The 14,033-nt window shown below is 73.4% G+C and carries 14 protein-coding genes; 6 read left to right on the top strand and 8 right to left on the bottom strand.

All coding sequences use genetic code 11. The features are described 5' to 3' along the window. Nucleotides 1–121: 121 nt before the first annotated feature. Nucleotides 122–1,516, top strand: coding sequence for a glycoside hydrolase family 6 protein (locus tag GA0070560_RS25385; protein WP_091302227.1), 1,395 nt, complete (start codon nucleotides 122–124; stop codon nucleotides 1,514–1,516). Nucleotides 1,517–1,609: 93 nt separating this feature from the next. On the opposite strand, the gene GA0070560_RS25380 is transcribed toward GA0070560_RS25385, so the two are convergent. Next, the gene (locus GA0070560_RS25380) at nucleotides 1,610–2,389 is read right to left on the bottom strand and encodes a glucose 1-dehydrogenase (protein WP_091302225.1); all 780 of its coding nucleotides are present in this window, start codon (nucleotides 2,387–2,389) and stop codon (nucleotides 1,610–1,612) included. Then, complete coding sequence (locus GA0070560_RS25375; RefSeq protein WP_091302223.1) at nucleotides 2,386–4,233, bottom strand: glycoside hydrolase family 15 protein; 1,848 nt, start codon at nucleotides 4,231–4,233, stop codon at nucleotides 2,386–2,388. Before GA0070560_RS25375 ends, GA0070560_RS25380 begins: the two co-directional genes overlap by 4 nt. A gap of 98 nt (nucleotides 4,234–4,331) precedes the next feature. On the opposite strand from GA0070560_RS25375, the gene GA0070560_RS25370 reads away from it, so the two are divergent. After that, nucleotides 4,332–4,919 carry a YflT domain-containing protein gene (locus GA0070560_RS25370; RefSeq protein WP_091302221.1) on the top strand — a complete coding sequence of 196 codons (588 nt, stop codon included), beginning with the start codon at nucleotides 4,332–4,334 and terminating at the stop codon, nucleotides 4,917–4,919. A 69-nt stretch (nucleotides 4,920–4,988) separates the two neighbouring features. Here the strand turns inward: GA0070560_RS25370 and GA0070560_RS25365 are convergent, their stop codons facing one another. Continuing rightward, nucleotides 4,989–5,522, bottom strand: coding sequence for a GNAT family N-acetyltransferase (locus GA0070560_RS25365; protein WP_091302294.1), 534 nt, complete (start codon nucleotides 5,520–5,522; stop codon nucleotides 4,989–4,991). Between the two features lie 161 nt (nucleotides 5,523–5,683). Between GA0070560_RS25365 and GA0070560_RS25360 the strand changes: the two genes are divergently transcribed. Both GA0070560_RS25360 and GA0070560_RS25355 read left to right on the top strand, forming a co-directional pair. Further along, complete coding sequence (locus GA0070560_RS25360; RefSeq protein WP_091302219.1) at nucleotides 5,684–6,163, top strand: MarR family winged helix-turn-helix transcriptional regulator; 480 nt, start codon at nucleotides 5,684–5,686, stop codon at nucleotides 6,161–6,163. Between the two features lie 10 nt (nucleotides 6,164–6,173). Next, a complete protein-coding gene (locus GA0070560_RS25355) occupies nucleotides 6,174–7,160 on the top strand; it encodes a pirin family protein (RefSeq protein ID WP_091302217.1) in 987 nt (328 codons plus the stop codon). A 50-nt stretch (nucleotides 7,161–7,210) separates the two neighbouring features. On the opposite strand, the gene GA0070560_RS29860 is transcribed toward GA0070560_RS25355, so the two are convergent. Continuing rightward, entirely contained in the window at nucleotides 7,211–7,339 is a 129-nt protein-coding gene (locus GA0070560_RS29860; RefSeq protein WP_269459458.1) for a hypothetical protein, read from the bottom strand. A gap of 136 nt (nucleotides 7,340–7,475) precedes the next feature. Between GA0070560_RS29860 and GA0070560_RS25345 the strand changes: the two genes are divergently transcribed. After that, nucleotides 7,476–9,065, top strand: coding sequence for a phospholipase D family protein (locus tag GA0070560_RS25345; protein ID WP_091302213.1), 1,590 nt, complete (start codon nucleotides 7,476–7,478; stop codon nucleotides 9,063–9,065). Here GA0070560_RS25345 and GA0070560_RS25340 read toward each other — a convergent pair. Further along, nucleotides 9,014–9,769, bottom strand: a complete 756-nt coding sequence (locus GA0070560_RS25340) for an acetoacetate decarboxylase family protein (protein WP_091302211.1) — start codon at nucleotides 9,767–9,769, stop codon at nucleotides 9,014–9,016. The two genes, GA0070560_RS25345 and GA0070560_RS25340, sit on opposite strands and share 52 nt — an antisense overlap. 380 nt (nucleotides 9,770–10,149) lie before the next feature. On the opposite strand from GA0070560_RS25340, the gene GA0070560_RS25335 reads away from it, so the two are divergent. Beyond that, nucleotides 10,150–10,971 (top strand): SigB/SigF/SigG family RNA polymerase sigma factor, encoded by an 822-nt coding sequence (locus tag GA0070560_RS25335; protein ID WP_091302209.1) that lies wholly within the window; start codon nucleotides 10,150–10,152, stop codon nucleotides 10,969–10,971. A gap of 84 nt (nucleotides 10,972–11,055) precedes the next feature. On the opposite strand, the gene GA0070560_RS25330 is transcribed toward GA0070560_RS25335, so the two are convergent. The 3 genes from GA0070560_RS25330 to GA0070560_RS25320 all read right to left on the bottom strand — a co-directional run bounded on the left by GA0070560_RS25330 (nucleotide 11,056) and on the right by GA0070560_RS25320 (nucleotide 14,032). Further along, nucleotides 11,056–11,787 carry a class I SAM-dependent methyltransferase gene (locus tag GA0070560_RS25330; protein ID WP_091302207.1) on the bottom strand — a complete coding sequence of 244 codons (732 nt, stop codon included), beginning with the start codon at nucleotides 11,785–11,787 and terminating at the stop codon, nucleotides 11,056–11,058. Between the two features lie 131 nt (nucleotides 11,788–11,918). Beyond that, complete coding sequence (locus GA0070560_RS25325) at nucleotides 11,919–12,512, bottom strand: GNAT family N-acetyltransferase (protein ID WP_091302205.1); 594 nt, start codon at nucleotides 12,510–12,512, stop codon at nucleotides 11,919–11,921. Next, on the bottom strand, nucleotides 12,509–14,032 hold the full coding sequence (locus GA0070560_RS25320) for an APC family permease (RefSeq protein WP_091302202.1): 1,524 nt from the start codon (nucleotides 14,030–14,032) through the stop codon (nucleotides 12,509–12,511). The genes GA0070560_RS25325 and GA0070560_RS25320 overlap by 4 nt, the downstream gene beginning before the upstream one ends. Between the last annotated feature and the right edge of the window lies 1 nt (nucleotide 14,033).

Here is a 14,033-nt window from a genome sequence, read left to right as displayed (position 1 = left end):
TTCTCCGGTCCGCCGGGTCCGTAACTTTCGAGGTCTTCACATCCCGGCAACATGCCCGTATTTTGTGCTGCATATGGGAGCGCTTCCACGCACCTTTGTCGATACCTTTGAGGGGCTGGTCATGAGAGACAGCAGAACCATCGCCGCCGTCGGCGCGGCGGCCACCGCATTCGCCGTCGCCGCCACGGTGGGCGTGGGGGCACTCCGGCCGGCACCGGCCGCGGCGGCCGACTCCGCCTTCTACGTCGACCCGCAGACCGCGGCGGCGGCCTGGGTCGCGGCGAACCCGCAGGACCCGCGCGCCGCGGTGATCCGCGACCGGATCGCCGCCGTCCCGCAGGCCCGCTGGTTCACCCGGACCAACACCTCGACCGTACGCGCCGAGGTGGACGCCCTGGTCGGAGCCGCCGCAGCAGCCGGGAAGACGCCGATCCTGGTGGTCTACAACATCCCCAACCGGGACTGCGCCGGCGCCAGCAGCGGCGGCGCCCCGGACCACGCCAGCTACCGGGCCTGGGTCGACCAGGTCGCCGCCGGCCTGAACGGCCGGCCGGCCACCATCGTGCTCGAACCCGACGTGCTGCCCCTGATGACGAGCTGCCAGAACGCCGGCCAGCAGGCCGAGACGAAGGCCTCCATGGCGTACGCGGGCAAGAAGCTCAAGGCAGGCTCGGCCGCGGCGAAGGTCTACTTCGACGCCGGCCACTCGGCCTGGCTCTCCCCCGCCGAAATCGCCTCCCGGCTGGTCGGCGCGGACATCGCCAACAGCGCCGACGGCATCTCGGTCAACGTGTCGAACTACCGCAGCACCGCCGAGGCCGTCCCGTACGCCAAGCAGATCATCGCCGCCACCGGGGTGTCCCGGCTGCGGGCGGTCGTCGACACCAGCCGCAACGGCAACGGGCCGGCCGGCTCGGAGTGGTGCGACCCGGCCGGCCGGGCGATCGGCACGCCGAGCACCACCGCCACCGGCGACCCGATGATCGACGCGCTGCTCTGGGTGAAGCTGCCCGGCGAGGCCGACGGTTGCATCGCCGCGGCGGGGCAGTTCGTCCCGCAGCGCGCGTACGACCTCGCCGTCGCCGCCGGCCCGCTGCCGACCACCGCTCCCCCCACCACCACACCGCCCACCACCGCTCCCCCGACCACCGCTCCCCCGACCACCGCGCCGCCGACGACCACGCCGCCCACCACGCCGCCGGCCGGCGGCTGCGTGGTCACCTACACCCCGAACTCCTGGACCGGTGGCTTCACCGCCGACGTGCGGATCACCAACTCCGGTGCCGCGGTCAACGGCTGGACGCTCACCTTCCGGCCCGGGACCGGCGTCCGGCTGACCAACGGCTGGAACGGCGAGTGGAGCCAGAACGGCGACCAGGTCACCGTCCGCAACGCCACCTGGAACGGCAGCCTGCCCGCCGGTGGCACGGTGAGCGTCGGCTGGCAGGGGACCTTCACCGGCACGTCACTGCCCACGCCCGCCGGCTTCCAGCTCAACGGCGCCGCCTGCTCCTGACCGGCGTCGCCGGCCGGCGGTGGACCGGGCCCGCACCGGGTCCGGTCCACCGCCGGCCGGCTGCCGCGCCCGCGCGCCGGGCCGGCGCGGCGCTCAGGCGCCCTGGCCCTGGTTCTGCATCAGCCCGCCGTCCATGAAGTACGTCGACCCGGTCACATAGTCGGCGTCGTCGCTGGCCAGGAAGACGGCGAGCTTGGCGATCTCCTGCGGCTCGGCGGCCCGCTTCCACGGAATCGACTGCACCTGCTCCTCCAGGTACGCCGGATCGTCGATGGCCCGCTGGTTGAACGGGGTGAGCACCATCCCGGGCCCGATGTTGTTGACGTTCATGTGCATCGGGGCGACTTCCAGCGCAAGGCTCTTGGCCAGCTCCAGCATGCCGCCCTTGCTGGCGTCGTAGTCCGCGCCACCGGCCCGGGCCACCTCCTGGTGGATCGAGGTGATGTTGATGATCTTCCCGTGTCCGCCCTGGTCCCGGCGGTGCCGGACGAACCGGCGGCAGCAGAAGAACATCCCGTAGAGGTTGGTGCGGATGGCTCGGTCCCAGGTCTCGGTGTCCAGGTCGGCGACCGGAATGCCGGAGGCGTCCACCCCGGCGTCGTTCATCAGCACGTCGAGGGTGCCGAACTCCGCGAGGGCCTCGTCGAACATCGCCTCGACCTGGTGCTCGACGCTGATGTCGCCCTGCACCACCACGGCCCGGCCGCCGGCCCTCTCGACCTCGGCCTTCGTGTGGTTCGCCCCGGCGTGGTCGTGCAGGTAGTGCACCACCACGTCCGCGCCCTCCCGGGCGAACTCGATAGCGGTGGCCTGGCCGATGCCCGAGTCCGAGCCGGTGATCAGGGCCTTTCGGCCGGTGAGTCGTCCGGTCATGCGCGTACTCCCTCCGTGCGCCCCGCACCGGTCGGCACAGGCTGTCGGTGGCGGTCCGCAGTGTCACGGGCCCGCTCGGCGGCCTCGGTGAGGCAGCCGGCGGCGTTGATCAGGCCGATGTGCGAGAAGGCCTGCGGGAAGTTGCCCAGCTGCTCGCCGGTGGCCGCGTCGATCTGCTCGGCGTACAGGCCGAGGTCGTTGACCCGGGCGGCGAGCTGCCCGAACAGTCGGTCCGCCCGGTCCAGTTCGCCGGCCTGGGCGAGGCAGCCGACCAGCCAGAACGAGCAGATGACGAAGCCGGCCGGGTCACCGTCCCAGCGGCGCAGCAGGCCGTCGCGGGACAGTTCACGCTCCACCACGTCCATCGTGGAGCGCATCCGCGGGTGGCCGGCGGGCAGGAAGCCGACCAGCGGCATGATCAGCACCGAGGCGTCCAGTTCGTCGGAGTCGAACGCCCCGGTGTACGCGCCGAGCCGGTCGTTCCAGCCCCGGGTGAGCACCGCCGCACGGACGGCGTCCCTGGCCACCGCCCAGCGGGCCACGTCGGCCGGGTCGCCGATGCGGTCACCGAAGCGGACGGCCCGGTCCAGCGCCGTCCAGCACTGCACCTTGGACGAGACGTAGTGCCGCTCGGCGTCCCGGGCCTCCCACATGCCGGAGTCGGGGCGGCGCCAGTCCCGCACCGCCTGGTCGGCCAGGGCGTGCAGCAGGTGCCGGACGTCCGGCGACATCGGGTCCAGGTAGTGGCGCATCAGCCAGGCGGCGTCGAGGATCTCGCCGAGCACGTCGGTCTGCCGCTGCTTCCAGGCGTCGTTGCCGACGTTGACGGGGCGGCTGCCGGCGTACCCGACGAGGTGGTCGAGGGTGTGCTCGCTGAGGTCCCGCTCGCCCTCCACGCCGTACATGATCGGCACCCGGCCGTCGTCGATCCGGCCCATCGCCCGGGTCACCCAGGAGAACTGCCGGTCGGCCTCGTCAGGGCAGGCGGCCAGCCAGAGCGCCTGGAGGGTGAGGCTGAAGTCGCGCAGCCAGACGAAGCGGTAGTCGTAGTTGCGGTCGCCGCCGAGCCGCTCCGGCAACGAGGTGGTCGCCGCCGCGACGATCGCGCCGCTGGGCTGGTACGTCATGCCCTGCACCACCATCGCGCTGCGCCGTACCGCCCCGGGGTGCAGGCCCCGGTACTCGTGCAGTCCGGCCCAGGACCGCCAGCCGGCGACCGCGTCGGCCACCAGCCGGTCGGCGTCGGGCAGCGCCGGTTCCCCGCCGTCGTAGATCGGGGCGTACCCGAGGGTGAAGCGGCAGGTCTCCCCGGCCCGGACGGTGATCCGGGCGGTGGCGTCGCCGCGCCCGCACTCCATCGGGACGTCGGTGCGCAGGCTCAGCCGGCAGCCGCCGGCCCGGGCGTCGACGACCCCGCCGGAGTCGATCAGGTACGGGCTCACCTGCCCGTACTCGAAGCGGGGCCGGTAGTGGACCCGGACCGGCACCTCCCCGTGCAGGCCCTCGACCACCCGGCCCAGCGCGCGCGGCGAGCGCAGGCCGATGTCGTGCCCCCGCGCGCCCGGCTCCAGGGCCAGCGCGTCGGTGACCGCCAGCACCCCGTCGGGCGTGGTGAAGACGGTCCGCAGCACGAGCGTGTCCTCCAGGTAGGACCGCTCGACGGTGTGCCCGCCCTCCGGGCCGATCGACCAGTGCCCCGCCCGGTCGTCGAGCAGTCGCCCGAAGACCGCCGGCCCGTCGAACCGGGACGGACACCACCAGTTGATCGAGCCGGTCCGGTCCACCAGGGCGGCGCTCCGGCCGTCGGCGAGAAAGCCGTGGTCGCTGATCCGTCCGCTGCGCACGGCGGGGTCTACCCGGGGCGGCGCACCGCCAATCCTGACCGTCGGCGTTAGCGCACCGCCCCGGGAGGGAACGCGGCCCGTCGACGAAGGAGGATGCTATGACCAGACCCTCGACCCCGAGCGCCACCTGGCGTCCCGGGCTGCCGGGCGGCGACAACCTCCCGTCCGGTCCGGCCGGGCGGCCGGCCACGCCCAGCGGTGACGGACACGGACCGCAGGCGGGCGCGCCCACCATCACGATCGGGTCGTACCCGGACTATCCGTCCGCGCAGCGGGTGGTGGACTACCTGGCGGACAACCGGTTCCCGGTGGAACACACCGCGATCGTGGGCACCAACCTGACGTTGGTGGAGACGGTGCTCGGCCGGCTCACCACCGGACGTGCCGCGTTGCTGGGCGCGGGCACCGGAGCCTGGTTCGGGCTCTTCATCGGTTTGTTGTTCGGCATCTTCACCGTCGGCAACTGGTTGGCGGTGATCCTGGTCGGGCTGGTCATCGGCGCGATCTGGGGCGCCGTCTTCGGCGCGGTGGCACACGCGATGTCCGGCGGTCAGCGCGACTTCACCTCGGCCAGCTCGCTGCGGGCCGGCCAGTACGCGGTGACCGTGGACGCCAACCTGGCCGACCAGGCGCGGCAGATGCTGGGCCGGATGCACCTGACGCCGACCGGCGCGACCGCCCGCTGAGCGGACCCCGACGGCACCCCGACGCCCCGTGCGCCGGGGTGCCGCGCGTCCGGTCGTTCGTCGGGTGACTCAGCCGTCGGTGGACAGCCGGGCGTGCAGGTGTTCGTCGTGCCGCCGGCCGTCGCCGTACCGGTACGCCTCGCGCAGGGTGCCCTCGGCCCGGTAGCCGGCGCGTTCGGCGACCCGGCAGGAGGCGGGGTTGGCCACCGCGTGGCAGAGCTCGATGCGGTGCAGCCGCAGCTCGGCGAAGGCCCAGGCGGTGAGCGCGACGACGGCCCGGGAGGCGACTCCCGCGCCGCGGGCGGCGGCGACCGTCCAGTAGCCGATCGAGGCGTCCTCGCCGCGGATCTGGTGCAGCGAGACCGAGCCGAGCAGGGAGCCGTCGGCCGCCGAGGTCACCGCGAGGCTGACGTGGTCGCCGCCGGACCAGTCCGCCCGGCGCCGGACCCAGTCGGTGGCCCCGGCCAGGTCGTCGCCGGCCCCGCGGGCCGGGTTCCACCGGGCGATCGCCGGTTCCCGCAGCGCGTCGAGGACGGCGTCGGCGTCGGCGACGCGCCAGGGACGCAGCAGCAGGCCGGGGGCGGTGATCTCGACGTGGTCCACGACGCGGCAGTGTGCCAGCGCGGGCCCGGGGACGCCCACCGGATTTCCGAGGGAGCAGTGCTTCAAAGTCAAACCATCACACTGATCATGTGCCGTGTTGCCTCTATCACCGGGCGACAACGATAGTTGTTGAAATTTTAAGTAGTGCTACTCTCGGGGACGTGACCGAGAGTCTGGACAGCGCGCGGATGGCCGGCTGGCGCGCGTACATCGAAGCCAGCCAGCGGCTGTTCACCCAACTGGAGGACGACCTGCGCGCCGACAGCGGGCTGAGCTTCGCCGACTACCACGTCCTGGTCCTGCTCTCCGAGGCGCCGGGGCAACGGCTGCGGATGGGCGAGCTGGCCGACCGGCTGGTCTTCTCCCCCAGCCGGCTGACGTACCAGATCTCCTCCATGCGGCGACGCGGCCTGGTCGCCCGGGAGTCCTGCCCGGCCGACCGCCGGGGCAACGAGGCGGTGCTCACCGCCGCCGGGCTGCTCGCCCTGCGTGAGGCCGCGCCGGGGCACCTCGCCTCGGTGCGCCGGCACCTGATGGACGACCTCGACGACGTCGAGGTGGCCACCCTGACCCGGGTCTTCGCACGGCTCGGCCGGCGCCTGCGCGCCGACCGCGACGCGTCGTCCACCCACAGCGACTAAGGAGTTCGCGATGCCCGCCATCACCGTCGACGACGTCCTCGTCCTGCCGCGCCTGCCCCGGCTCGACGAGACCACCGCATACCGGCCGGTGCGCCGCCTGATCACCGCTCCGAGCGGGTACGAGGGCGAGGGCTTCCCGGTCCGCAGGGCCTTCGCCGGGGTACCGATGAGCGAGCTGGACCCGTTCGTCCACCTCGACCAGATGGGCGAGGTGGACTACGCCCCGGGCGAGCCCCGCGGGACGAGCTGGCACCCGCACCGCGGCTTCGAGACGGTGACGTACATGATCGACGGGATCATGGACCACCAGGACTCGCAGGGTGGTGGGGGCACCATCACCAACGGCGACACCCAGTGGATGACGGCCGGCAGCGGCCTGCTGCACATCGAGGCGCCGCCGGAGCACCTGGTGATGAGCGGCGGCCTCTTCCACGGCCTCCAGCTCTGGGTCAACCTGCCCAAGGTGGCGAAGATGAAGCCCCCGCGCTACCAGGACATCCGGGGCCGGGAGGCGGCGCTGCTCACCACGCCGGACGGCGGCGCGCTGATCCGGGTGATCGCCGGCGAGGTCGCCGGGCACCAGGGGCCGGGCTCGACCCACACCCCGATCACCATCGCGCACGTGACGGTGCAGCCCGGCGCCGAGCTGAGCCTGCCCTGGCGGCCGGACTTCAACGCGCTGGTCTACGTGCTCGGCGGCCGGGGCACGATCGGCACCGACCGGCGGCCGGTGCACACCGGCCAGCTCGCCGTGCACGGCCCGGGCGAAGCGCTGCGGGTCACCGCCGACGAGCGGCAGGAGTCCCGCACCCCGGCGCTGGACCTCTACCTCATGGGCGGCCAGCCCATCCGGGAGCCGGTGGCGCACTACGGGCCGTTCGTGATGAACACCCGGGCCGAGCTGATCCAGGCCTTCGAGGACTTCCAGGCCGGCAAGCTCGGAGTGGTCCCCGCCGAGCGGCTGCCGCACACCGGCGGCCAGGGCGAGCGGCCCTGACCCGAGGACGGGCGCCCCGGTACACCGGGGTGCCCGGGCCGGGCCCCGCCTCAGGAGACGGCGAAGATCCCGGCGACCCCCAGGATCACCATCAGCAACACCGCCAGGATCGCGCCCCGTTCACTCTCCACCGCCTGCGGCGAGTACTCGGTCACGGAGTTCGTGGTCTCGGCGGGCATGCTGCGGCCTCCTCGGTGTTCGTCGTCGTCAGGGGTGCGGCAGGTCACCACCGGGGGCACGACCGGGCCTTCCGACGTGCGGGCCCTCGGCGGGGGACCTACCGTGAGGACGTTGTCGACCTCGGGGGGCTGGAGCATGGCGATCGAGGACTGGTTCCTGACCGCTGCGGAACGCGCCAACCCGGTCTCGGAATTACCCGCCTGGACGACGGGAAACCTCGCCGAGCCGTTGATTCACGGAGCGGCGTACTTCGACCGGCTGGTCACCGAGGTGGAGGCGCTCGGCCCGGGTGACCACCTCTTCTTCACCGACTGGCGGGGCGACCCGGACGAACGGATGCGCTGGGACGGCCCCACGGTGGTGCAGCTCTTCGCCCGGGCCGCCCAGCGCGGCGTGGTGGTCAAGGGGCTGCTCTGGCGCTCCCACCTCGACGCCCTCGCCTACAGCGAGGCGGAGAACCGCAGCCTCAGCGAGGCGATCTGCGCGGCCGGCGGCGAGGTCCTGCTCGACCAGCGGGTCCGCCGGGGTGGCTCGCACCACCAGAAACTGGTGGTGCTGCGGCATCCCGGCGCGCCGGAGCGGGACGTCGCCTTCGCCGGCGGGATCGACCTGTGCCACAGCCGGCGCGACGACGCCGGCCACCGTGGCGACCCGCAGACCGTGCAGATGTCGCCGAAGTACGGCCCCCACCCGCCCTGGCACGACGTGCAGCTCGCGGTCCGCGGGCCGGCGGTCGGCGCGCTGGACACCACGTTCCGGGAACGCTGGACGGACCCGATGCCACTGGACTCGGAGAACCCGCTGGCGTACCTGCGTGACCGGCTGCGCGGCGCCGACCTCAGCCCCGACCCGCTGCCGGCGCGGCCGCCGGACCCGCCGCCCTGCGGGCCCCACCACGTCCAGGTGCTGCGCACCTACCCCGCCGTACGCCCCCGCTACTCCTTCGCCCCGGACGGCGAGCGCACGGTGGCCCGTGGCTACACCAAGGCGGTACGCCGGGCCCGCCGGCTGATCTACCTGGAGGACCAGTACCTGTGGTCCGCCGAGGTGGCCGAACTGTTCGCCGGGGCGCTGCGCGACAACCCCGACCTGCACCTGGTGGCGGTGGTCCCCCGGTACCCGGACGTGGACGGCCGGCTGGCGCTGCCGCCGAACACCGTGAGCCGGGAGCAGGCGCTCTCGCTCTGCGGGCGGGCCGCCCCGGACCGGGTGCACGTCTTCGACGTGGAGAACCGGGAGGGCCAGCCGGTCTACGTGCACGCGAAGGTCTGCGTGGTCGACGACGTCTGGGCGAGCGTGGGCAGTGACAACTTCAACCGGCGCTCCTGGACGCACGACAGCGAGTTGTCCTGCGCGGTGCTGGACGACACCCGGGACGACCGGGCGCCCACCGACCCGGGCGGGCAGGGCGACGGGGCGCGGGTCTTCGCCCGGGAGCTGCGGCTGCGGCTGTGGCGCGAGCACCTGGACCGCGACCCGGACGGCGCACAGGACGACGACCTGCTCGACCCGGCCTCGGCGGTACGGGCGATCACGGCGGCGGCGGACGCCCTCCAGCGGTGGCACGACTCGGGCCGCCGGGGACCCCGACCCCCGGGTCGGCTGCGTCCGCACCGCCCGGAGCGGCTGCCCTGGCTGACCCGGCTCTGGGCGCTGCCGGCGTACCGGCTGGTCTACGACCCGGACGGCAGGCCGCTGCGGGACCGACGCGCCGGCACCTGGTGACCCGCCGCGCCGTCCGCGCGGGCCGGGGTCTCGAGCGGGTACCGGGTCAGCCCGCCGGGGTAGGCGAACGAGGTGCGGGGGGCGTAGAAGCCCCAGGGGATCAGCAGCGGGTTCTCCGGCCGCAGCACGTAGGTCGGGTGGTCGGGCGCGAGGAACTCCACCGATTCGACCTCGAACGGGGTGACCGGCTCGGAGATGAACGGGTAGACCCCGCTGAGCAGTTCGCCGTCGCGCATCGTGAGGTAGCGGTGGTGCCCCCGGCGCACCTCGTGGCCGGTGGCGCCCACCCGGGCCCGGGCGCGGATCACCGGCACCCCGTCGGCCACCGTCTCGGCGACGAGCAGGTCACCCCGGACGTCGATCCTGGTGCGGCCGAGCACGGCGGGGGCGCCCCGGGCGGCGGCGTACCCGCGCACCCGAGGGCTGGAGGTGACGTAGTGGGTCCACCACCCGCCGGGGGTCACCCCGTCGGGGGCGTCCATCCCGACCAGGGACACCCCGAGGTAGGTCAGCGAGTAGGCGCCGAAGCCGGAGGTCTGGGCGGCGTCGTCGACCACGTACTGGTTCATGAAGACCTGCCGGTCCGCCCGGGGGCGCAGGCCCGGCGGCACGAGCGCCGCGACGCCGTCCGGATCCGCCGGCAGCCAGCTGAAGTGCAGCGTGCGGCTGTCGACGACGAGCTGCGGATCGGCGGGATCGAGCACGGTGCCTCCGTACCTGGGGGGTTACACCGCGACGCTACGGGCAGTCCCGTCGGCGGGACAACGACGGAAAGCCGACAGTCTGCGACGTATGTCGCATGCCCGATTGACCGGTCGGTCAGCCGCACGCACCTGTCCGGAGGGGCGGGTGGGACGGCCGTTCGGACAGCCTGCGGACGACCCGGCCCGGTAACCGTGATCACAAACCGCCGGGTTTATGCCCGCTCTACGGCTTTTGCCACTTGGGATCCCTTAAGTACATCGTACTTTCGGCTAGATTTGATCGGGACTATCGGGCTAAGGTGACTCCCGAACGGACCATCTGAAGCTAAACCGAAGCGTCACGTCTTTTTCCCGCAGACGAGGTGCAGGGAGGACCACCCATGACCGCGCCAGCGACCACCGAGCAGACGGCGACAACCCAGACCACCGAGAAGCTGGACCCGCGCGCGCTCACCGACAGCGCCACGGACCTGCTCAACGCGATGGCCGCACTGCCGGCCAGCCACCCGTCCCGCGCCGCCATGCGGGACCGGGCCATCGAGGCCTGGCTGCCCCTGGCCAACCACCTCGCCCACCGCTACAGCGGGCGGGGCGAGCCCACCGACGACCTGGCCCAGACCGCCGCCATCGGCCTCATCAAGGCGATCGACAAGTTCGACCCGTCCCGCGGTGTCGACTTCGCCGGCTACGCCATCCCGACCATCATCGGCGAGCTGAAGCGGCACTTCCGGGACCGCACCTGGGACATCCGGGTCCCCCGCCGGCTCCAGGAGCTGCGGCTGGCCATCTCCGACGCCAACAGCTCGCTGCTGCAGACCCTCGGCCGCTCGCCGACGGTCGCCGACATCGCCGCCCACCTCAAACTCACCGAGGAAGAGGTCCTGGAGGGCCTGGAGGGCGCCCGCGCGTACAACGCGGTCTCGCTGTCCACCCCCACCGGCGACGGCGACCGGGCGACCGAACTGGGCGACATGCTCGGCGGCGAGGACAGCGAGTTCGAACTGGCCGAACTGCGGGTCGCCATCGGCCCGGCGCTCGCCACGCTCGACGAGCGCGAGCAGAAGATCCTCACCCTGCGCTTCTACGGCAACCTGACCCAGTCGCAGATCGCCGAGCAGATCGGCGTCTCGCAGATGCACGTCTCGCGGCTGCTCGCCCGGGCGTTGACCAAGCTGCGGGGTCAGCTCGACGGCACGTACTAGGTGACGGGGTCGACGGGCCCGGTCACCGTCACGTCCTCGCAGGCCCGGTCGGCGATTCGCCGGCCGGGCCGCTGCCGCCCCGGGTCACCGCAGCACCAGCAGGTCCATCCGGTCCACCACAGGCGCGTCCGGGGTACGCACCGCCGCCCGCCGCAACCGGTCCAGCCCGCGCGCGAAGGCGTCGTCGTCGAGCAGGAGCAGCGGGCTGTGCGCCTCCCGGCGCAGCCCGGCCGCGGCCTCCGCCAGGGAGGCCGCGCTGACCTGCGACACCCGCTCCAGGCTCGCCGTCGGGAAACCGGCCGCCGCGAACGCCGCGCGGACCTGGGTCACCGACGGATAGCTGTCCAGCACCCGCGCTGCCTCCGGGAACCACCGGAACAGACTGATCCCGTCGCTGCGCCCGGCGAAGACCGAGCGGACCAGCACCGGCGCGCCCGGCCGCAGCACCCGGCGCAGCCCCGCGGCCACCGCGGGCAGGTCCGGCAGGTGGTGGATCACCGTGGAGAGCCACGCCGCGTCCAGGCTGGCCGCCGCGAACGGCAGTGCCTCCGCCCGACCGGCCACCAGCCCCGGGCACACCGCCCGCGTCCGCATCGCCGCCGACGGCTCGACGGCCACCACCTGCGCGCCGTACCAGTCCCGGAAGGCGACCGACCAGGTGCCGGTGCCGGCGCCGAGGTCGAGCAGCCGCAGGTCGGGGCGGGGGCGCAGGTGCCGGCCGACCGCCGCCTGCCACCGCGCGATGCCGCCCTCGTCCAGGTGCCGGGTCGCGGCGAAGGCGACCGCCGCCCGCTCGTCGTACGCGATGCGCGCCATGGATACACCCCACGCGATCCGTCGACCACCGTCAAGGTGATCCCCACAACAGTGAGGTGACCGACCGCTCGCGCAGGGTGACCGTACGCGCAACGGCCCCGGGCAGGTCGCCCAGGGCCGTCACCGCCTGCTCAGCGCCCCGCCGGATCCCGCCACATCGGATAGAACGGGGTACCGTCCGGCAGCCGGAACGGCTCACTGCCCCGGTACCCGTGCCGGGCGTACAGGTCGCGGCTGCTCTCGCTGCTCGCCTCGAGGTACGCCGGCACCCCCTCGGCGTCGAGCACCGCGTGGTGGTGCCGCAGCAGCGCCGTGCCGATACCCTGCCCCTGCCGCTGCGGAGCCACCGCGAGGAACGCCAGGTGATGGTGGTCGTCGTGCGGGTGGCTGGCCGCGAAGAGGTCGTCGAGATGACGGAACCGGTCGGTCCACTCGCCGCAGGCGTCGGCCAGCCGCTGGTCGTAGTCGACCGGTTCCGGCCCGGGCTGGCCCACCTGCGGCAGCCAGACGGCCACCCCGGAGCGGTCCGCGGTGCCGTGGACCAGGCCGTGCCGCATCGCGTGATCCACCATGATCTCGAAGTGGTCGGCGAGCACCGCTTCGCGCCGCGCCGCGTCCGGCACCAGCCACCGGGTCGCCGCCAGCACCAGGAAGGAGTTGGCGATCCGCTCGGCGACCACCCGGGTCTGCGCCGCGCCGAGCCGCTCGACGGTCGGGCCGCTCACCGGCCCGCCCCCGCCCGAACCGGGGCCGGCTGGCCCGGGCCCGGCAGCACGGCCGCCGCCGCGCTCTGCGCGCCGAGACCGATGCGGGCGTACACCTCGGGTCGGTTGCGCCGCAGCAGGACGCCCCACAGCACGCCGAGCAGCGCGGCGACCGGGTAGACCGCCGGGACGGCCCAGCGCAGCGGGGAGTCCGGCGCCACACCGAGCAGGGTGGCGAAGTTGGCCACCGCCACCGAGATGACCGCGACCAGCGCGACGGACGCCAGGCCGGGCGCGACCGCCCGCCGCCACAGGTTCTCCGGGGTGGCGGTACGGGCGAAGAAGGCGATCACGGCGACGCTGGTGGTGGCGATCAGCAGCAGCACCCCGAAGCCGCCGCCCGCGCCCGCCCAGTAGAAGAGCTGGAGCACCGGGTCCCAGCCGTTCACCGTGTAGAGCACGATCACCACCAGCCCGAGCACGCTCTGCGCCAGCGACGCGACCCGGGGCGAGCCGGTGCGCGGCGAGGTCTGCCCGAACGCGGCCGGCAGCACCCGTTCCCGGCCGAGCGCGAACGCGTACCGGGCCGTGGTGTTGTGGAACGAGATCATCGCGGCCAGCACCGAGGTCATGAAGAGCGCCTGGCCGATGGTGACGACGGTGTCGCCGAAGTGCGCGGCGGCCAGGTTGAAGATGAGCGCGACGCTCTGCTCGCCGGCCTGCTGCGACACGTTCTCCGGGCCGGTGGCCACGGTCATCGTCCAGGACGACAGCGCGTAGAGGCCGGCGATGATCACGACGGAGAGGTAGGTCGCCAACGGCACGGTCCGCTTCGGGTCCTTGCTCTCCTCGCTGAACACCACCGCGGACTCGAAGCCGACGAAGCCGGTCATGGCGAGCACGAGCAGCGCCCCGGCCCCCGGCGCCACCAGGTTGGCCGGGGACAGCGCGTCGAGGCTGACCGAACCGCCGGCCGGGTTGGTGAGCTGACCCAGGTCGAAGACGACGATCACCACGATCTCGGCGATCAGCAGCACCGCCAGCACCAGGCCGTTGACGTCGACGCGGAGCAGGCCGAGCAGGGCGACCAGCGCCCAGGCCACCAGGGCCACCAGGGCCCAGTGCGGCTCGACGCCGAACAGCGTGCCGAAGACCGGGGCCGCCGCGGCGCCGATCGCGCCGTAGAGGCCCACCTGCAGGGCGTTGTAGGCGATGAGGGCGACCCAGGCCGCACCGACTCCGGCCGGACGGCCGATCCCCCGGGAGACGTACGCGTAGAAGGCGCCCGCGTTCTCGACCCGGCGGGCCATCGCCACGTAGCCGACGGAGAAGAGCGCCAGGACGGCGGCGACCGCGAGGAAGGCCAGCGGCATGCCGGTGACGCCGGTGACCGCGTACCCGGTGGTGACCACACCGGCGACCACGGTGAGCGGCGCGGCGGCGGAGAGGACGAAGAAGATGACCGAGGGGACGCCGAGCCGGCCGCTGGCCAGGGCGTCGGACACGTTGCTGGGTCGTTCCAGCCTGCTTGTCGGGGGCATG

The organism is Micromonospora halophytica (assembly GCF_900090245.1).
Classification (GTDB): Bacteria; Actinomycetota; Actinomycetes; order Mycobacteriales; family Micromonosporaceae; genus Micromonospora; species Micromonospora halophytica.
The sequence above is the reverse complement of the archived record's forward strand: the minus strand, read 5'-3'. Positions and strand labels throughout refer to the sequence as shown.

Excerpts from the sequence above, each read along its gene's own strand:
- GA0070560_RS25385 (WP_091302227.1), top strand. The coding sequence starts at position 122 with ATGAGAGACAGCAGAACCATCGCCGCCGTCGGCGCGGCGGCCACCGCA.
- GA0070560_RS25380 (WP_091302225.1), bottom strand. The coding sequence starts at position 2,389 with ATGACCGGACGACTCACCGGCCGAAAGGCCCTGATCACCGGCTCGGAC.
- GA0070560_RS25370 (WP_091302221.1), top strand. The coding sequence starts at position 4,332 with ATGACCAGACCCTCGACCCCGAGCGCCACCTGGCGTCCCGGGCTGCCG.
- GA0070560_RS25355 (WP_091302217.1), top strand. The coding sequence starts at position 6,174 with ATGCCCGCCATCACCGTCGACGACGTCCTCGTCCTGCCGCGCCTGCCC.
- GA0070560_RS29860 (WP_269459458.1), bottom strand. The coding sequence starts at position 7,339 with ATGCCCGCCGAGACCACGAACTCCGTGACCGAGTACTCGCCGCAGGCG.
- GA0070560_RS25345 (WP_091302213.1), top strand. The coding sequence starts at position 7,476 with ATGGCGATCGAGGACTGGTTCCTGACCGCTGCGGAACGCGCCAACCCG.
- GA0070560_RS25335 (WP_091302209.1), top strand. The coding sequence starts at position 10,150 with ATGACCGCGCCAGCGACCACCGAGCAGACGGCGACAACCCAGACCACC.
- GA0070560_RS25330 (WP_091302207.1), bottom strand. The coding sequence starts at position 11,787 with ATGGCGCGCATCGCGTACGACGAGCGGGCGGCGGTCGCCTTCGCCGCG.
- GA0070560_RS25320 (WP_091302202.1), bottom strand. The coding sequence starts at position 14,032 with ATGCCCCCGACAAGCAGGCTGGAACGACCCAGCAACGTGTCCGACGCC.